The 17804-nt window shown below is 61.8% G+C and carries 14 protein-coding genes and 1 riboswitch; of the genes, 7 read left to right on the top strand and 7 right to left on the bottom strand.

Going from position 1 to position 17804, the window contains the following annotated elements:
• Window positions 1–162: 162 nt before the first annotated feature.
• Window positions 163–795 carry a peptide-methionine (S)-S-oxide reductase MsrA gene (gene msrA, locus IU367_RS08875; protein ID WP_043556141.1) on the bottom strand — a complete coding sequence of 211 codons (633 nt, stop codon included), beginning with the start codon at window positions 793–795 and terminating at the stop codon, window positions 163–165.
• 269 nt (window positions 796–1064) lie between these two features.
• On the opposite strand from msrA, the gene argA reads away from it, so the two are divergent.
• Together argA and lysC are read left to right on the top strand one after the other, a co-directional pair.
• Entirely contained in the window at window positions 1065–2393 is a 1329-nt protein-coding gene (gene argA, locus IU367_RS08870; protein WP_274454065.1) for an amino-acid N-acetyltransferase, read from the top strand.
• 108 nt (window positions 2394–2501) lie between these two features.
• Window positions 2502–2726, top strand: a riboswitch (Lysine riboswitch).
• 89 nt (window positions 2727–2815) lie between these two features.
• Window positions 2816–4168 carry a lysine-sensitive aspartokinase 3 gene (gene lysC / locus IU367_RS08865; protein WP_241326120.1) on the top strand — a complete coding sequence of 451 codons (1353 nt, stop codon included), beginning with the start codon at window positions 2816–2818 and terminating at the stop codon, window positions 4166–4168.
• Window positions 4169–4254: 86 nt separating this feature from the next.
• On the opposite strand, the gene IU367_RS08860 is transcribed toward lysC, so the two are convergent.
• Window positions 4255–5343, bottom strand: coding sequence for a protein kinase family protein (locus IU367_RS08860; protein ID WP_274454064.1), 1089 nt, complete (start codon window positions 5341–5343; stop codon window positions 4255–4257).
• 254 nt (window positions 5344–5597) lie between these two features.
• Here IU367_RS08860 and IU367_RS08855 point away from each other — a divergent pair, with 254 nt between their 5' ends.
• A complete protein-coding gene (locus tag IU367_RS08855; RefSeq protein WP_274454063.1) occupies window positions 5598–7859 on the top strand; it encodes an LTA synthase family protein in 2262 nt (753 codons plus the stop codon).
• A gap of 102 nt (window positions 7860–7961) precedes the next feature.
• On the opposite strand, the gene IU367_RS08850 is transcribed toward IU367_RS08855, so the two are convergent.
• From IU367_RS08850 to IU367_RS08840, 3 genes are all read right to left on the bottom strand, one after another.
• A complete protein-coding gene (locus IU367_RS08850; RefSeq protein ID WP_274454062.1) occupies window positions 7962–8972 on the bottom strand; it encodes a S66 family peptidase in 1011 nt (336 codons plus the stop codon).
• A gap of 179 nt (window positions 8973–9151) precedes the next feature.
• On the bottom strand, window positions 9152–9910 hold the full coding sequence (locus IU367_RS08845) for a substrate-binding periplasmic protein (RefSeq protein ID WP_103470551.1): 759 nt from the start codon (window positions 9908–9910) through the stop codon (window positions 9152–9154).
• Between the two features lie 173 nt (window positions 9911–10083).
• Window positions 10084–10401, bottom strand: a complete 318-nt coding sequence (locus IU367_RS08840) for a heavy metal-binding domain-containing protein (RefSeq protein ID WP_043556151.1) — start codon at window positions 10399–10401, stop codon at window positions 10084–10086.
• Between the two features lie 435 nt (window positions 10402–10836).
• Here IU367_RS08840 and IU367_RS08835 point away from each other — a divergent pair, with 435 nt between their 5' ends.
• From IU367_RS08835 to IU367_RS08825, 3 genes are read left to right on the top strand one after another with little or no spacing between them, the layout of a single operon-like run.
• Window positions 10837–11946, top strand: a complete 1110-nt coding sequence (locus IU367_RS08835; protein WP_274454061.1) for a hypothetical protein — start codon at window positions 10837–10839, stop codon at window positions 11944–11946.
• A 24-nt stretch (window positions 11947–11970) separates the two neighbouring features.
• Window positions 11971–13047: an HBL/NHE enterotoxin family protein gene (locus tag IU367_RS08830; protein ID WP_043141162.1), complete on the top strand. Its 1077-nt coding sequence runs from the start codon at window positions 11971–11973 to the stop codon at window positions 13045–13047.
• 46 nt (window positions 13048–13093) lie between these two features.
• Window positions 13094–13894: a hypothetical protein gene (locus tag IU367_RS08825; RefSeq protein WP_098983823.1), complete on the top strand. Its 801-nt coding sequence runs from the start codon at window positions 13094–13096 to the stop codon at window positions 13892–13894.
• Between the two features lie 91 nt (window positions 13895–13985).
• Here IU367_RS08825 and IU367_RS08820 read toward each other — a convergent pair whose 3' ends face one another.
• Window positions 13986–15278: an NAD(P)/FAD-dependent oxidoreductase gene (locus IU367_RS08820; RefSeq protein WP_098983822.1), complete on the bottom strand. Its 1293-nt coding sequence runs from the start codon at window positions 15276–15278 to the stop codon at window positions 13986–13988.
• A 78-nt stretch (window positions 15279–15356) separates the two neighbouring features.
• A complete protein-coding gene (gene ycfP, locus IU367_RS08815) occupies window positions 15357–15896 on the bottom strand; it encodes an alpha/beta hydrolase YcfP (protein ID WP_043556158.1) in 540 nt (179 codons plus the stop codon).
• Between the two features lie 488 nt (window positions 15897–16384).
• On the opposite strand from ycfP, the gene IU367_RS08810 reads away from it, so the two are divergent.
• Window positions 16385–17782: a nucleobase:cation symporter-2 family protein gene (locus tag IU367_RS08810; RefSeq protein ID WP_274454060.1), complete on the top strand. Its 1398-nt coding sequence runs from the start codon at window positions 16385–16387 to the stop codon at window positions 17780–17782.
• Window positions 17783–17804 lie beyond the last annotated feature (22 nt).

The following is a 17804-nucleotide window of genomic DNA, read 5'->3' as shown; positions in this document are numbered from 1 at the left end:
AAGGTCGATCCGGTTTAGTTCCCGGCCATGACACATTTTTTACGATTTTTTTCATCGCGCTGACACTCAGCTTGTTCAGCGGCATGTTGACCGTCAAAAAGAGCCGCAGCTGCGGCTCTTTTTCATGCGGAAACAGGGAGTCGCCAAACGCGGCACAGCCGCTTAGCGATTGAGGCTCGGCGGCAGGCAGACACCTATGCCACCCAGTCCGCAATACCCTTCCGGATTCTTCTCCAGATATTGCTGATGGTAATCCTCGGCGTAATAGAAGGGCGCCAGCGGCAGGATGCGGGTGCTGATGGCGCGGCTGTCGCCACTGGCCATCATGGCCTGCTGATAGGCCGCCATGCTCTGCTGGGCGATGACCTGCTGGCTCTCGTCGGCATAGAAGATCACCGAGCGGTACTGGGTGCCGACATCACCGCCCTGGCGCATGCCCTGGGCCGGATCGTGCTGCTCCCAGAACAGCTTGAGCAGATCGCCGTAGCCGATCACCTTGGGATCAAACACCACCTGCACCGTCTCGGCATGGCCGGTCAGCCCGCTGCACACCTCCTTGTAGGTCGGATTCTGGGTCACCCCGCCCTGATAGCCGGCGGCGGTGGAGTAAACCCCTGGCTGTTGCCAGAACAGGCGCTCCACGCCCCAGAAACAGCCCATGCCAAACCAGGCTACCGCCATCTCTTCAGGCCAGGGACCCTGGGTCGGGTGGCCATTGACCGCATGCTGCTGGCCAATCACCATAGTCTCGCGGCGTCCCGGCAGCGCGTCTGCCGGTGAAATAATCTGTTCCATGAACCCTGTCCTTGTATAAAAACCTGTGCGATCGCACAGCTGACGAAAAGGAGTCTCGAAGATAACAGTTTATGGGCCGGGATCAACCAAGGCCGCAGCCACGCTGGGATGGCGACATCCTCCAGCGTCCGGCCATCGTCCGGCGGGAGTCCCTCATCCCCAGTCAGCCCAAATGGCGGCATAAAACGGTGAAATCAATATTTAGTCTTGATTTGTGAATTTATTTTCATATATTGAGCCCATTGCTGTTTTTTTATGGAAAGAATCACGTGCGTGAACGCGAACCCAGCCTGGTCTATGCCTTTCGGCAGTCTACCCCCTATGTCAACGTGCACAGAGGCGCCACCTTCGTGCTGATGATGGGCGGGGAAGCCCTCTGCCACCCCAACTTTGCCAATATCGTCAGCGATATCGCCCTGCTGCAGACCTTGGGGATACGCCTGGTGCTGGTGTTCGGCTCACGTCCACAAAACGACGAGGCGCTGGCCCGGGCCGGCATCGAGGCCCAGTACCACAGACGGATCCGGATCACCGATGACGCCAGCTTCGCCCTCATCAAGCAGGTGTGTGGCGGCCTGCAGTACGACATCACGGCCCAGCTCTCCATGGGGCTGGCCAATACGCCCATGCAGGGGGCGCGCATCAGCGTGGTGAGCGGCAACTTCGTCACCGCCCAGCCGCTCGGGGTGGATGACGGCATCGACTTTTGCCACAGCGGTCGGGTGCGCCGCATCGACGTGGAGGGGATCACTCGCCAGCTGGATCAGAAGAGCCTGGTGCTCATTTCCCCCATCGGCTGCTCGGTCACCGGCGAGAGCTTCAACCTGAGCTCGGAAGAGGTGGCCCGCCGGGTGGCGGTGGATCTCAAGGCCGACAAGCTCATCTGTTTCAGCAGCACCCAGGGGGTGATGGACAGACACGGCGAAGCCATCTCCGAGCTCTTCCCCGAGCAGGCCGAGGAGCTGCTGGTGGAGCTGGAGCAGGCGGGGGAAGAGATGTCCGGCACCGCCCGCTACCTGCGGGCGGCCATTGCCTCCTGCCGCGGCGGCGTACCCCGCTCCCACCTGGTGAGTTATCAGGATGACGGCGCCATGCTGCAGGAGCTGTTCAGCCGCGACGGTCTCGGCACCCAGATAGTGCGGGAAAGCGCCGAACAGGCCCGTGCCGCCACCATAGAAGATATCGGTGGCATTCTGGATCTCATCCGCCCGCTGGAGGAGGAAGGCATACTGGTGCGCCGCTCCCGCGAGCAGCTGGAGATGGAAATAGACAAGTTCACCATCATAGAGCGCGACGGCCTCATCATCGGCTGCGCGGCGCTCTACTGCTTCATGGAAGAGGCAATGGCGGAGATGGCCTGCGTCGCCATTCACCCCGAGTATCGCAACTCCAATCGGGGGGATCAGCTGGTGGCCAAGGTGGCCGAGCGGGCCAGGCGGCTCGGCATTCGCCGCCTGTTCGTGCTCACCACCCGCTCCATTCACTGGTTCCGGGAGCGGGGCTTCGATCCGCTGGAGGTGGAAGACCTGCCGGTGGAACGGCAGCGCTTCTACAACTGGCAGCGCCGCTCCAAGGTTTTGTCAAAAACCATTTCGTAAGTTATTGATCTTGCGTCTGGTTGCCGCCGATTGTTAAGTTTTTCACAATCTCGATTGACAGTGCAATCCAGCGCAGGGTATTTCTAATTGCACTCCACCGCCTGCGGTGGAGCCAGAAGAGGAGCGCTGCCCAGGCAGCCCGAGGGAGGACGCCAGAGTCCGATGAACTTGGGTCAGGGGGAGCAGCGCCGAGACGAGTGAGGCAACTGGATACCTCAACGTCGGCTGCGGGGGCTGAATCCCCCGGGTTGTCATCGGTAGTGGTCATCCCCCACCGAGCCCCACAAGGGGCTGGTACGGGATGGGCTCTGCGGGTGGAGTGCTTCTGGCCGGGATAGCCTCTCTCATTCCTGCCATTTTCAGCCTCCTCCTCTCTTTTTGCCCGATGGATCCGGATTTTTAAATTAAGACAGGAGTATGCAATGAGCCCGATCAATGTCGCCAAGTTTGGCGGAACCAGTGTCGCCACGGCTGCGGCCATGAACAACTGCGCCGATGTGGTGCTAGCCAATCCGGCGACCCGGGTGGTGGTGCTGAGCGCCAGTGCCGGCGTCACCAACCTGCTGGTGGCCCTGGCCCAGGGCGATCTGGACGAGACGGGCCAGGAGGCGCAGCTGGCCAAACTGGCCGAGATCCAGCAGGCCATACTGACGGCGCTGGGTGACCCAAGCGATCTGAGCACCCTGATCCATGCCACCCTCGGCGAGATCCGCACCATGGCGCGCCAGGCCAGTCAGCATACGGATGCCGAGCTGGCCGATCGCCTCATCGCCTGCGGCGAGCTGATGTCCACTCGCCTCTTCACCGAGCTGCTGCGCCAGCGCGGCGTCAAGGCTCACTGGCAGGATGTGCGTCAGCTGATGCGCACCGACAGCCGCTTTGGCAAGGCGACCGTGGATCTCGCCGCCACCCGCGTCCTCTGCCAGCAGGCACTGGGCCCCCTGCTCGGCGACAGCCTCATCATCACCCAGGGTTTCATCGGCTCGGATGCCGATGGCCGCACCACCACGCTCGGTCGGGGCGGCTCCGATTACAGCGCCGCCCTGCTTGCCGAGGCGCTGGATGCGGGCAGCATAGAGATCTGGACCGACGTACCCGGCATCTACACCACGGATCCGCGCCTCGTCACCCGCGCCCGCCCCATCCCCGAAATCAGCTTCGTCGAGGCGGCCGAGATGGCCACCTTCGGCGCCAAGGTGCTGCACCCGGCCACCCTGCAGCCGGCGGTACGCCAGGACATACCCGTGTTTGTCGGCTCCAGCAAGGATCCGGCGGCCGGCGGCACCTGGATCCGCGCCAGCACCCGCACCAGCCCGCTGTTTCGCGCCGTGGCGCTGCGCCGCCAGCAGGTACTGGTCACCCTCCACAGCCTCAACATGTTCCACGCCTATGGCTTCCTGGCCGAGGTGTTCGGCATCCTGGCCCGTCACCGCATCTCGGTGGATCTCATCACCACCTCGGAGGTGAGCGTGTCGCTGACCCTGGATCACACCGGCAGCCAGAGCAACGGCGAGCCCATCTTGAGCGACAAGGTGCTGGCCGAGCTGGGTCAGCTGTGCAAGGTGAAGGTCGAGACCGGGCTGGCCCTGGTGGCGCTCATCGGCAACCGCATGAGCGAGGCGGCCGGGGTGGGCAGTCAGGTCTTTGACGCCATCCGCGAGCACAACATCCGCATGATCTGTTACGGCGCCAGCGCCCATAACCTCTGCTTCCTGGTCAAGGAAGAGGAGGCGGGCCACATAGTCAACCGCCTCCATCAGGAGCTGCTCGACTGAGCCAGCCGAGGTTTGACACCGCATGAAAGAGGGGCACCCAGGGTGCCCCTCTTTTCGTTGCGGCTAAGGTCATAGACGCAGATAGCCTAGCCCGCCAGGGTGGGCACCGGCAGCAGACAGGCGCGGATCGCCTCGCGCAGGCCAGCGAGTCGGGCCAGCAGCGTCGCCTGATCGAGCCCGGCTTCGTCCGGCCCCAGGTTGTCCGCCAGCTCGGCGAAGTGCTCGGTCACAGCCCGCTCCAGCCAGTCGAGCCGGCGCAGGGTGAGCGGGCCGCAGCTCTTGCCGCTGAGATCATCCTGGATGTCGAGCCTGTGGCTGCGATACATGTCGCGCCACCAGTTGGCGGCCAGCGCAGCGTCGCTGGCCAGTGCCGAGCGCCACTCCCCCTGCAAGCCCTGCAAGCGGGCCAGCACGGGGGCGCTGGCACCCTCCCGGGCCAGGTATTGCAGCTCGCGCTGCACCCAGGCCAGGCACAGACCGCGCCAGTAGCGAAACTGCGGCAGGGGATCCGGCTCGTCGAGCCAGAGGCCGGAGAGGGTGCGGGTCTCCAGCCGCTCGGGCACATGAAACTGGGGATCGGAGAGGCCGTTGGAGTTGAATTCATGACGGGGATCGAACGGCCACATGTAACCAAAGTCGAACACGGCGATCTGCTGGCCATCGTCGAGCAGGTTGCCCGGGCTCGGATCCCAGTCAAACCAGCCCCAGTGGGCAAGCTCGGCCTGCACCGCCAGCATCTGCGCCAGATTGCGCTCGTTGAGATCATGCACAGGCACGCCCCGCAGCCAGGGGGAGATGAGCACCCCGGCCCGGGCCGAGCCGAAGCAGGTACAGACCACATTGGAGAGAATGGTGGGGTGCAACTCGCGCAGGGCCTCTATCTCGCGCCGCCGCTCCAGCTCGGTCAGGAAGGCGGTCTTGCCGTCGACGTTGGCCACCAGGGAGTCGTGCCTGCGCCGTTTCAGGCACCAGTGATGTCCCTCCACCTTGAGGTGAAACACCTCGGCGGTGAGGCCGTGACGATACACCTTGATCACGGCGGGATGATCCTCCTTGAGTCTCACCAGCTGCGCCAGTGGCAAGGGGCAATCCCGCTCGCGCCCGATCCGTATCTCCTCCTTGCTCTCCAGCATGCGGAGCAATCTTGCCTGACGTGCCGCTACCTTGGGATTCATACATGCACCTCCATCATTATTGAGAGACTAAGCAGCAAGGCAGGCGCAGACCAGAGGCAAAGCGTCATGATGACGCTTTCATCACAGAATGAGTGCGGCCGTCCGATCCGGATCACAGTTTGCATGGATCCATGGTCATGAAATATTCATTGTCTGGTCATTAAATTGACAACAAGGAACAAGCCCCTCACCATCGGGTCAAATTAAATGCAGCAACCAGTCGCCGTCATCACTCGCTCAAAGGATGAGCTCATATGAAAGTCCCCTCTTCAGCACGCTTGTCAGCCAGGGTACCCAGTCTGCCCTCCCTGCTGCTTGGCTTGCTGGCCGCGCTGCTGCTGCTGACCCTGATACTGCCGCAGATCAATCCCGGCAGCTGGCTCGGCCGGGCCCAGCCGCTGGTACTGGGGCCTGCCGATCAGCCGATCGCCACCCTCACCCGTCATGCCCTGCTCTACAAGAGCGACAGCCGTGGCCTCTACCTGGTGGTGCGCACCCAGTGGCAACTGCTCAAGCCGCTGCAGGAGGGGGACAAGGTACGGGTGGAGTTGCTCAACGAACGGGGTGAGCGGATCGATCAACTGAATCAGCCGGTAGACAAGCGCCAGGTGTGCCGCAAAACCCGCTGTACCCTGGATCTCAACAGCACACTGCGGGCGCCCGACGATGCCCTCGCCAGCCGCTATCAGCTGCGGATCGGCCTGCTGCTCAAGGAGAGACCCGAGAGCGCCGAGTTCAGCCAGATCCTGCAGACCCTGCCGGAGCAGGGTTTCAACCTCAGCTACCTCTTCACCAGCCTGGTGCTGGTGCTGGCCCTGAGCGCCGCCGTGCTCAGAACCGTGCTGCCCCGCCTCAGACGCAGCCTGCGCTGGCGAGTCATCGGCAGCCTGCTGCTCGGCAACCTCACCTTCGTGCTGCTGCACGGCTTCGTGGTGTTCAAACTGGGGGAGTTTCTGCTCTGGTCAGGTTTCAGGCCCGAGCACTACTACCTCGCCTGGGGCAGCATGGTGCTGGGTTGGAGCCTCTGCGCGCTGGCGGGTTTCAACCTCTACATGGGGCTGGTATTCACCGCCCTCTCCGGCATAGGCCTGCTCGCCAACTTCATGAAGATCGCCATCTACGGGGTGCCGCTCGGGGGGGACGATCTCGGCAACCTGCTGGCGCTGCTGCGCATCCTGCTGGAACAACATCCCGTGTTGCCAGTGCTGGGCGCCGGCCTGCTGCTGTTTCTCTGCTGGCGCTTCGCCCTGTCGCGCTGGATCCTGCGCACCCTGGCCGCCACCGCCGCCTTCTTTGCCCTGTGCGTATTCGCCACCCAGACCGGCAACAAGCTGCTGGGGGCCAACATTCGCTACGTGGACAGGGCGGTCAACTATCACAGGGACATCATACGGGCCGGCCCCGGCCTCTATCTGTTCAACCTGGTGGACGAGATGCTGCAAAACGGCAGCGTGTTTCGCTACCCCTTGCAGATCAACGAGCTCACTCCCCAGCTCAGCCATGCGAGCCAGGGGCAAGCCCCCCGCTTCGATCTGGTGATAGTGCTGCAGTACGAGTCGCTTTGGCTCGGCTGGCAAGGCAAGATCTGCGCCCCTCCCCCGACCCTTAGCCTGCCCGCCAGCGTGCAGCAGTGGCACAAGACCATCCACTCCCCCACCACGGGCGGCATGACGGTACTGGCCGAGTTCGAGATGAACACGGGCCTGCCAGTGGGCCTGCTCAAGCAGGGGGTCGTGCCCTACTACTACCTCTCGGAGCAGGTGCCCGGCCTTGCGCAAAGCGCCAGGCAAAGTGGCTACAAGACCCTGTTTGCCCACCCCTATGTGGAGAAGTTCTGGGGCCGCGCCAAGGCGATCCCGGCCCTTGGCTACGAGGAGCGCTGGTTCGATACCCGCTTCACCACGCTCGAACATAAAGGGCTCTATATCTCGGATGATGCGCTGATCGATCACCTGCTCAGGCGCAGCGAACAGGATAGCCAGCCCCTGTTTGCCTATGCGGTCACCATGCAGGGCCACGGCCCCTTCGACGGGGATCGCTATCAGGCCCAGCAACTCGACAAGGCCTGTCCTGATCAGAGCGCGGCAGAGCGCCAGCTGCTCAACACCTACTACACCGGGGTGGTGGATGCCATGGCCTCGCTGGAGCGGCTGCTCAAGACCCTGGACCAGTCCGGCAAGCGCTATCTGGTGGTGGCCTTTGGCGATCACCAGCCGTTTCTGATGTCGGCGGGCAAGGGGATTCACGGTGACAAGCCGCCTCGCGATGCCACCTACCAGATCCCCATGATGGCCTTTGCCCGCGATGATGGTGCCCTCAACCTCGCGACCCAGTTTGCCCCGGTGCGCCAGCTCTACCAGATGGGCCAGGCCACCCGCCAGCTGCTGGCGGGGGATCTGACCCCGATCCCGGATCTGGCCCTGCTCCACCCTGTACTGGGTGAAGAGAAGGGATTCGACGTCTCGCCCCTGGTGCCGCAGATCCGGGCCAGCTTCCGGCCGGATGCCCTGCCCTGATCCCGGATCTGAGAACGTAAAAGAGGCCGCTGTTGCGGCCTCTTTGCATTCTGGTCTGGATTGCGCGCTGCTATTGCACCGTGCTCTGAGCTGACACGGCCGCTAACGCAGCCAAGGCTCGCACAGGGTGAGGCTCTGGGCATCGAGATCCAGCTCAGCCTCTATGCCAAGAGGCAGGGTCAGCATGGGGTGGGTGTGGGCGCAGTCAAACTCCGCCAGTATGGGAAAGGCCGGCTCCCCCACTACTTCCAGCAGAATATCGAGCGGCCGCTTGCCACTGCCCTGTTGGTTGAACAGCTCGTGCTTGCCGAGCACCAGGGCGCCGATGCGATCAAACACCCCACACAGCTTGAGGTGGGCAAATGAGCGCTCCACCGTCTCTGCCAAATGGAGGCTGTCTTCCAGCAACAGAATGTCCCCTTGCTGGATGGCCGGCATATAGGGGGAGCCCCAGATCCCCGCCAGGGTATTGAGGTTGCCGCCGATCAGCCTGCCCCGCACCTTGCCCGATCCCACCGAGATCAGCCGGTTGGGCAGGCACTGCTTGGCCCGGGTCTGGTTTTCCCAATCCAGCCGCTCGTCGGTCCATTGCGCCGGGGTCGGCAAGGTATGAGGCACGACGGCGCCACCGGCCTGGCAGATCTGGCGAAAGCCCGACAGGGTCTCGTCCACCAGCGGCGGCAATTCACCAAACGAGGCCACCAGCGCCGGCCCGTAGAAGGTAACCAGGCCGGTTTTGGCATAAATGCCGAGCAACAGGGCCGTCACGTCCGAGTAGCCGATGATGATCTTGGGGTCCCGTTTCAGCGCCTCGTAATCGAGATACGGCAGCAGGGAGTTGGAATTGCTGCCGCCGATCACCGACATGATGCAACGCACCTCTGGATCGCGAATGAGTGCATTGAGCTCGGCTGCCCGCGCGGCTATGGAGCCGGATCGCCAGTGATCCTGCTGGCCGGTCAGGCTGCCCGCCTTGAGCCTGAAGCCCTGCGCCTCCAAAAACGCCCTGGCGCGAGTAAAGCGCTGTGGCGCCCAGGCCGTGGCTGCGCTGGAAGGGGAGAAAAAACCTATGGTGTCGCCAGGTTTGAGCCCTGGCGGCTTGAGTGATGTCATCGCAAGACGTCCTGTTCCGATTATGACCATCCAGGGCATGGCGCCCACAAGAAAGGACTCATAATAGCCATGTCATGGCCCTAAAGACACCTGGAAAAGATGGCAGAACCAAGGTGCTGCCCGGCTCCAGCCGGTTGGTGATCAGGGGATTGAGGCCGGGCACGGGCACGCGGAGTGATTCACTCGCTGGTCGGTTTAACCCAGAAACGGCGCACCCATTTCTGGGTGATCTTCTCGTAGGAGCCATCCTTGCGCATCTGATCGAATGCCTTCTGAAGCTGCTGTATGGTGGCGTCATCCGTGTTGCGGCTGAAGGCGAAGTAGAACAACATTGTCTCCTGAAACTGGAACATGGGGACAAAATCCGAGTAGTGATGCCCCAATGTCTCTATGTGATAGGCGGCCCCCATCTGCATGGCAGGGGCCACGTCTGCCCTCCCGCGCAACATCATGCGAAACTTGTCATCCTCGTCGTGTACCAATACCAGATTGAGCCCTTTTCCCGACAGCTCACGGGCCATCGCCGAGTCGCGCACCACGGCAATCCGCCAGGGAGCCAGCTCGGCTAGCTGGCTGGCCACCAGATCGTCACGGTTTGCCAGGCGATAAAACCAGATGACGCGAGGACCGATTGGGCCAATCCAATGGAAGAGCGCCTCCCGCTCCGGGAGCCGTATCATGCTGAAAATGACGGTATCGGGATCATACTGCGCCATCTGGTAGGCCCGCGCCCAGGGCAGGAGTTGTATCCCCTTGCTGTCGAGCGTGATGCCGCTGACCTCCAGCATTCGGTGCAGCATATCCACCGAGAGCCCTGTGACCTGACCATCCCTATCCCGGTAGTTGTAAGGGGGAAGCTCCTCTGTCACCGCCTGAATGCTCGCCCCCACGGCACTGCCCAGCCAGCACCACAACAATAACCAGCGAATATGGAACATGATTGACCTCCAGACCGTCCTCTCTTGTGTCAAGTATGGCGGGCATAAGCCGTACTGCGTATAGCGGCTGACCGTCAAGCACAGGCGGCGGATCGGCTGCCATCCCGCCACGCCGGGACGCAGAAACTGAAAAACCGGCAGAAGGTTGCCGGTTTTTCAGTGTATTCAAGGGATCAGACCAGCACGGCGGTTCCGCTGATGCTGACCATCAGCATGCTGCCGTTTTGCCCCACCACCTCGTAGTCGATGTCGATGCCAACCACGGCATTGGCACCCAGGGCGGAGGCACGTTCTTTGAGCTCATCGAAGGCAATCTCGCGGGCACGGGCCAGCTCTTTTTCGTAGGCGCCGGAGCGGCCGCCTATGATGTCGCGGATCCCGGCAAACAGATCCTTGAAGATGTTGGCGCCGAGGATGGCTTCACCCACGACTATGCCGCGATATTCACGAATGGTCTTGCCTTCCAGGGTGGGGGTAGTTGAGAGGATCATCTTGGTTTCCTTATCGATTCACTGGGTAGACAGCCTAAAGCAGCGACAGTTTCCAGGCAAGAAAACAGACTCGATGCGTGTCTGTGGATCACTGCTGTCTGTGTTTCGAGGGGCAGGATCCGTAGAGAGTCGACCAGTTGGATCCTGCGGCATCAAGCAACGGGAGACAAGGCTGAGCAAGCTGCACGATAAGCATCCAAGCGCCCCCTCAATAGCCGATCTGGCCCAAACATCAAGTGATAGAAGTGTCAGTTGTGGCCCATTTTGCCTTTCCATAGGGTGAGTCTGTCCCGGCCCGACGCCGGAGACTGACCCACTTCGTCACGAGGACAGCATCATGATGCAGCTCGACACCCGACCACCTCATCCCACCCCTTCAACACGGGTACCTTTCCACGCAAGCCACCTCGCCGAAGCCCGTGCGGAGGCCACACCATGACCACAATCACCACCCTGGATCTTGGGGATCAAGGCCTGCTGGCAGCCTACCTGTCTGCGGCCTCGCCGGCCCTGCTCAACCAGAGCTATGCCAATCTGCTGCTGATGCAGCAGTCCCTGGCCAGGAGTGAGCTCGACTCATCCCTGGCAGTCAAGATTGAGGCCTACCAGGCCCAGATGCTCAACCAGGCACGCTACTACCAGCAAGACAACCTGCCTGGCCTTATCCATCTGATGAGCTATGGCTCGAATTTCTACGCCCTGGTCGCGGCCTTCAACCGCTTGCTCGGCCAGGATGACGATGCGGCCGTGCTGGCCGGGCGAGCCAAGCTGGCAGAGCAGCTGACCTCGCTGGCCGATCAGGCCCGGAGTTACCGGCTCTTGGCCCAGACGCTCAACACCCGGGTTCAGGCCGCCTGGGGTTCGCTGCGTCCCCTGATGGACAACTTCCTGGGGGTGATCACTCAGCTCGAGCAGGATCTGATCGCCGATGCCCAGCGCCAGGCCAAGGCCATAGACGCACTGAACCAGGCCATAGCGGCAAACATTCAGGCCATTGTCGATGAGGGTGGCAAGGCCGGTGAGGGTGTCAGCCAACTGGGCCACGCTATCGTGACCTCGCTGGCGCTGGAGGAAAAACCCGCCGCCAAGCCTGCCGCTAGCCAAGGCACGGCCAAGGGATCAGACCAGCAGACCCAATACATGATCTCCGGTATCCAGGCCCTGTCATCCGGCATAGCCGGTGCCAGCCTGGCGGCCAAGGAGCTCAAGGCCAATACCCAGAAACTGGCTCAGGCCTACCAGGCGCTGGCCGAGACCAACGCCATGCTGACAGTCGCAAAGTCGGTGCAGGCCCAGAACCAGCTGTTTGTCAGCACCTACGAGACGGTAGCCCGGGCGATCACCGGCCTGCCCTCGGGCTGGCAGAAGGTGGCCGACGCCTATCAGAGCGCCGTCCCCATAGTGGCCGACCTCAGCAACGACGGCGATGTGCGTCTGCTCAGGCGCACCCTGGCGCTGGATACCCAATCCTGGCAACAGCTCTCCGATCAGGTGAATGACATCAAGACCGCCTACGCCGGCAACGGCGTCCTGCCCGATGCTTAACCCCACCACAAAAGGACGATAGACATGATAAATGCAACCATTTCCATGGATCAGAGCATGGCCGGTCAGGCCGGTCAGGCGCTGCAGATCCAGACCTATTGCAACAGCGTCAAGCAACAGGTGTCCGTGGATTTCAGCCAGTTCCCGAACCTCAAGGACAACCAGACCCAGATCAACCAGGGACTGGACGTCGCCAAAGGGCATGCGGATCTGTACCTCAACCAGATCCAGCCGCAGATCATCACCAATATCAGCAACATCTCCAACTACTACGCCCTGCAAAATGCCATCCCGACCGTGCTTCCTCCCGGTTCCACCAAGGCCCAGTGGCTCAGGCAGTTGAACGTCATCAAGGAACAGGCCACCGAGTACCACAAGGTCTCCTCCGATACCCGTCTTATTATCCTGGATCTCAACAACAATCTGATCACCGACTCCCGCAACTTCCAGGGCATAGTGGTGAACCTCAACAGCAAGGTGCAGGGTGACAACGGGGTGCTGGCTCAGCTCAACGGTGACATCGACAAGGTCAACGCGGCCATCGACGGTGCCATCGCCGGCATAGTGGTTGGGGGCTTGCTGGTGATTGGCGGCGCCTTCGTCACTGCCATAGGCGCAGTGGCCGACTTCGTCACCGCCGGCACCTCGACACCTGTGGTAATAGGTGGGGTCGCCATGATGGTGGCAGGCGCCGCCGGTATCACGGCAGGCTCCATAGTGCTGCACAACTCGCTGGGCGCCCGCCAGGATCTGTACCAGAAGCGCAGCAACCTCAACAGCGAGGTACTGATCGCTACCCAGATCGGTAATGGTTATAAAGGGCTCCAGGTACAGGCCCAAAACGCGGTCAATGCCGCGACCCAGATGAGCAATGCCTGGGACGCCCTGACCTCGGATCTCGGCAGCCTGATCACGGATCTGGACAAGGGCATCACCAGCGGCGACGACATCCGCCAGCTCTGGTTGACCGCCGCCGACACCACAGTGAAGACGGTGCTCGTCGACGTGAACACCATCAAGGCTCAGATGGCCGGCGTCAGCCCCATGCAAGTGCCCGCGACCGCCACCATAGCCGATTTCGTCGGCCGTCTGGCCGCCTAAACCACGGGAGGGCGGCCAGGCCGCCCTCTTCCATCAAGGAGAGCCCATGAGCAACGGTATTCTTTCTCAATCCATTGCCAACATGCAGCAGGCCGAAGCCGTCATTCAGTCCTTCACCGGTCTGCCGCAAAACGCCGTCAACATCCAGCAGAACGTCGAGGAGGTGGTCGCGGCGCTGCTGCCCCAGGTGCAAACCATGCAGCAGCAGGTCCTGGCGTTTGGTGCGCGCCTGGAGGTGCAACTGACGCAACAGCTGGCCAATACCGGCCCCTTCAACCCCGAGGCGCTCAAGGCATTCGTCGATCTGGTCCAGCAGGAGATCGCCCCCATCCAGACGCTGACCGCCCAGACCCTGACCGCCAGCCAGACGGCCAACGATCGCATCACGCAAGACAACATAGCGTTGCAACGGATCGGCGTGGAGCTGCAAGCCACCATAGCCGGGCTGCAATCCAACCTGGCCGGGGCACGTCAGGAGCTGGACTCCCTCAACAAGAAAAAGCTCTACCTGCTGGGGCTGGGATTGCTGGGGCTGCCGGGCCTCATCGCCCTGGCCGTCACCCTGACGCAAACCCAGAACAAGGTGAACAGTCTGGAGGGACAGGTGAACCAGATTGAGGGGCAGATCCAGCGTCAGCAAGGCTTTCTCGGCCAGACGACGGCATTCTCCCAGCAATTCGGTTCCCTCATCGATCGGGTGAGCAAGGTCGGCAACACCATCACCCTGCTCGGCGGCGATATTGCCAACGTCGCCCGCGATGCCGGGCAAGGGGATCCTGAGCTGGCGCGGCTCTTCTTCACCGCCGCCCTCACCGAGGTTCGCACCCTGCAGGTGGACGCCTCCTGATATCCCTGAAACAAAAAAGGAGAGGCCTTGGCCTCTCCTTTTTCATTGTGCGCGGGGCCATTGCCGCCCCGGCACGTTTGCCCCAAGCGGCTTAGTGCAGCTTCAGGGTCGGGCGCAGCACCCGGTTGATGCGACCCACCAGCATGATGAGACCGGTCTTGACGTAGCCGTGCAGGGCGACCTGGTGCATCCGATAGAGCGAGATGTACACCATGCGGGCTATGTAGCCTTCCACCATCATGGAGCCACGCATCAGGTTGCCCATCAGGCTGCCCACGGTGGAGAAGCGGCTCAGCGACACCAGCGAGCCGTGATCGTGGTAGAGGTAGGGCTTCATCTCGCCCCCTTCCAGCTTGGCCAGGATGTTCTTGCACGCCTGGGTCGCCATCTGGTGGGCGGACTGGGCGCGCGGCGGCACAAACTTGCCATCCGGCTGCGGGCAGGCGGCGCAGTCACCGATGACGAAGATGTTCTCGTCACGGCTGGTCTGCAGCGTCTCTTTCACCACCAGCTGGTTGATGCGGTTGGTCTCGAGCCCGGCGATATCCTTCATGAAGTCCGGCGCCTTGATGCCGGCGGCCCACACCATCAGATCCGCTTCGATGAGCTCGCCATCCTTGGTGTGCAGACCCTCGCTGGTCGCTTCGGTGATCATGGTGGCGGTACGCACGTCCACCCCCAGCTTCACCAGCTCCTGATGGGCAGCGCCACTGATGCGCTCCGGCAGCGCCGGCAGGATGCGGGGACCCGCTTCCACCAGGCTCACCTTCAGGCTGTCGGTGGTGAGGTTCTTGAAACCGTAGGCATAGAGCTGCTCCACCGCGTTGTAGAGCTCGGCGGAGAGCTCGACGCCGGTGGCACCACCGCCGACGATGGCGATCTTCACCTTGTCACCAGGCTGGTATTCGGTGGCGAACTGCAGGAAGCGGTTCATCATGCTGTTGTGGAAGCGGTGTGCCTGGGAGGGGCTGTCCAGGAAGATGCAGTGATCCTTGATGCCCTTGGTGTTGAAGTCGTTGGACACGGAACCGATCGCCATCACCAGGATGTCGTAGGGCAGTTCCCGCTCGTTGACCACTATGTCACCGTTATCGTCGACGATCTTCGCCAGTACGATGCGCTTTTCGTCGCGCTTGATGTCGGTCAGGCTGCCCAGCTGGAAATCGAAACCATGATTCTTGGCATGGGACTGGTAGCTCAGGGCATCGATGCCCGCATCCATGGAGCCGGTGGCCACTTCGTGCAGCAGGGGTTTCCACAGGTGGGTACGGTTGCGATCGACCAGGGTGATCTTCGCCTTGTTCTTCTTGCCCAGCTTGCGACCCAGGCTGGTGGCCAGCTCCAGACCGCCGGCCCCGCCGCCGACGACAACAATATTGGTCATGGTTAATTACCTCGGTTCCATTAAAGCGAAGGGAGCCATCGGCTCCCTTGATAGTTGAATCCATGACGTGACGATCAATCAGGCTTCCTTGAAAGCCTTCATCTGTTGCAGGTGATGAGAGATGTTCCTGAACTTGTGAGTCTCTCGCTCATCCCACACGATGTTGTAATAATTCTTCAATTCACGCTCAGTTTCGCCATTATCGCGGATTTCATCCTGAACGGAAAGGATGCAGAGGCAATTTCCTGAATTTTTACTACGAAATTCAGACACACATTTGGTGCCTATATCCTCGTACTCTTCCGGTCTGTCTATCTTGCCCTGCATGGTGATCTCGGGGTGCAGGTTGGGATTGAAGATCACCTGCTTGATGCCGCACAGGAAGCCGATCCGCTCGCTCCAGTAGCCTCCCAGCCCTACCCCGCAGATGAGGGGCTTGGGGTCCGTGCTCATGTCGAGCTGCTTCTTCACTTCCTTGAGCAGGTGGCTCATGTCATGACGGGGATGAACCGTGCTGTAGTGCACGAAACGCACATCATCATCGATAAACTGCAACTGCAGCACTTTTTCATGATTGCCGGGGCTGGTGGCATCAAAACCATGCAGATAGATGATCATGGACAAGACCTCAAAAACTGTGTCGGTTCTATCGAACCTACCCCAGCGGCGGGGCCCTGCGCCACCAAAACATCCCACTTTCTTGCTTTGGATCACGCCTCCAGTTGCGGATGAAACCAGATTGAGGGGGCCTTTCCCCCGCGCGAGTATCAAAGTGAGAGCCCACAAGGCAGAAATGATACGCCGGCTACCAATGTGAGAGCCCGTCTTGCGGGCCAGCAAACGATTGCCATCCATAGCTTGTCAACCCTGTGATCCCGTCCACAAAACCACCGGCAGGCGCATCACTACCAAGCCAATGCGCACGTTTTGTGCAGTATCCGCCTCCATGGGTGCGCAGCCGGGCTGGCCATCCACGCCGACCATGATGCCTGCGCGCACAGGATCGGCGCTCGTCCCCCTGTCCAACCCATCCCGGGTCCCTGAGCGGGGCAGCCAGCCCCATCTTGCCCGGCCGTGCCGGTCGGGCCGCAAGGAGTGAGGTATTCATGAACCAGACCAATCCCCCCGGGAGGACCACCCGCCGCCCCGTCGATGAAGTGGAACGCATGCTCCCCCCCGGCCAGCTCTTTACCCTGGGTTTGCAACATGTGCTGGTGATGTACGCAGGCGCCGTGGCGGTACCGCTGGTGATAGGCGGCAGCCTGGGGCTGCCCAAGGATCAAATCTCTTATCTCATCAGCTCGGATCTATTCTGCTGCGGCATCGTCACCCTGCTGCAGTGTCTGGGAATAGGCCGGTTTGCCGGGATCCGGCTGCCGGTCATCATGTCGGTCACCTTCGCCGCCGTCATGCCCATGCTGGCCATAGGTGCCAACCCGGATCTGGGGCTGACCGGCATCTTCGGTGCCACCATAGCCGCCGGGATCCTCTCCACCCTGCTGGTGCCCCTGGTCGGTCGCCTGATGCCGCTCTTCCCGACCGTGGTGACGGGTGTGGTGATCACCTCCATCGGGATCAGCATCATGCAGGTGGGGATCGACTGGATGGCCGGGGGCAAGGGCAATCCCGAGTACGGCAGCCTGCGCTACATAGGCACCAGCTTCCTGGTGCTGGCCTTCATCTTGCTGGTGACCCGCTTCACCAAGGGCTTTTTCAGCAACATCTCGGTGCTGCTCGGCATACTGTTCGGCTTCGTCATCGCCATCGGTATGGGCGAGGTGAACCTGACCGGCCTGGATGAGGCCGCCTGGTTTGCCCCCATAGTCCCCTTCGCCTTCGGCTGGCCCACCTTCGATCCCATCTCCATCGCCACCCTCACCGTCATCATGCTGATCACCTTCATCGAATCCATGGGAATGTTTCTGGCCCTCGGCGACATAGTCGGTCACCCGGCCAGCCGGGGCGACATAGTGCGGGGGCTGCGGGTGGATGGCATAGGAACCGTGATTGGCGGCATCTTCAACAGCTTCCCCCACACCTCGTTTTCCCAGAATATCGGGCTGGTGAGCGTGACCGGGGTGTCGAGCCGCTGGGTCTGTGTCATGTCGGGCGGGATACTGCTCGCCTTTGGCCTGATCCCCAAGATGTCGCTGATGGTCGCCTCCATTCCCCCCTTCGTGCTCGGCGGCGCCGGCATCGTCATGTTCGGCATGGTGCTGGCCACCGGCATTCGCATCCTGGCGCGGGCCGATTACAACAGCAACCGTCACAACCTCTACATAGTCGCCATCAGCTTGGGAATAGGCATGATCCCCACCGTCTCCGGCCACTTCTTTCAGCACTTTCCCGCCGCACTGCAGCCGCTGCTGCACAGCGGTATCCTGCTGGCGACCCTGAGCTCGGTGCTGCTGAATCTCTTCTTCAACGGCTACCAGCCGGATCTCAGCCACCAGCCTCGCCCCCTGCTGGTGGGCCCGGTCCGGCCGGTCGACCCCCGGCCATAAAAAAGCCGCCGGGCAGATACAC

This window comes from Aeromonas bestiarum (genome assembly GCF_028751155.1).
Taxonomy (GTDB): Bacteria; Pseudomonadota; Gammaproteobacteria; order Enterobacterales; family Aeromonadaceae; genus Aeromonas; species Aeromonas bestiarum.
The sequence above is the reverse complement of the archived record's forward strand: the minus strand, read 5'-3'. Positions and strand labels throughout refer to the sequence as shown.

Excerpts from the sequence above, each read along its gene's own strand:
- msrA (WP_043556141.1), bottom strand. The coding sequence starts at position 795 with ATGGAACAGATTATTTCACCGGCAGACGCGCTGCCGGGACGCCGCGAG.
- lysC (WP_241326120.1), top strand. The coding sequence starts at position 2,816 with ATGAGCCCGATCAATGTCGCCAAGTTTGGCGGAACCAGTGTCGCCACG.
- IU367_RS08860 (WP_274454064.1), bottom strand. The coding sequence starts at position 5,343 with ATGAATCCCAAGGTAGCGGCACGTCAGGCAAGATTGCTCCGCATGCTG.
- IU367_RS08855 (WP_274454063.1), top strand. The coding sequence starts at position 5,598 with ATGAAAGTCCCCTCTTCAGCACGCTTGTCAGCCAGGGTACCCAGTCTG.
- IU367_RS08850 (WP_274454062.1), bottom strand. The coding sequence starts at position 8,972 with ATGACATCACTCAAGCCGCCAGGGCTCAAACCTGGCGACACCATAGGT.
- IU367_RS08845 (WP_103470551.1), bottom strand. The coding sequence starts at position 9,910 with ATGTTCCATATTCGCTGGTTATTGTTGTGGTGCTGGCTGGGCAGTGCC.
- IU367_RS08840 (WP_043556151.1), bottom strand. The coding sequence starts at position 10,401 with ATGATCCTCTCAACTACCCCCACCCTGGAAGGCAAGACCATTCGTGAA.
- IU367_RS08835 (WP_274454061.1), top strand. The coding sequence starts at position 10,837 with ATGACCACAATCACCACCCTGGATCTTGGGGATCAAGGCCTGCTGGCA.
- IU367_RS08830 (WP_043141162.1), top strand. The coding sequence starts at position 11,971 with ATGATAAATGCAACCATTTCCATGGATCAGAGCATGGCCGGTCAGGCC.
- IU367_RS08825 (WP_098983823.1), top strand. The coding sequence starts at position 13,094 with ATGAGCAACGGTATTCTTTCTCAATCCATTGCCAACATGCAGCAGGCC.
- IU367_RS08820 (WP_098983822.1), bottom strand. The coding sequence starts at position 15,278 with ATGACCAATATTGTTGTCGTCGGCGGCGGGGCCGGCGGTCTGGAGCTG.
- ycfP (WP_043556158.1), bottom strand. The coding sequence starts at position 15,896 with ATGATCATCTATCTGCATGGTTTTGATGCCACCAGCCCCGGCAATCAT.
- IU367_RS08810 (WP_274454060.1), top strand. The coding sequence starts at position 16,385 with ATGAACCAGACCAATCCCCCCGGGAGGACCACCCGCCGCCCCGTCGAT.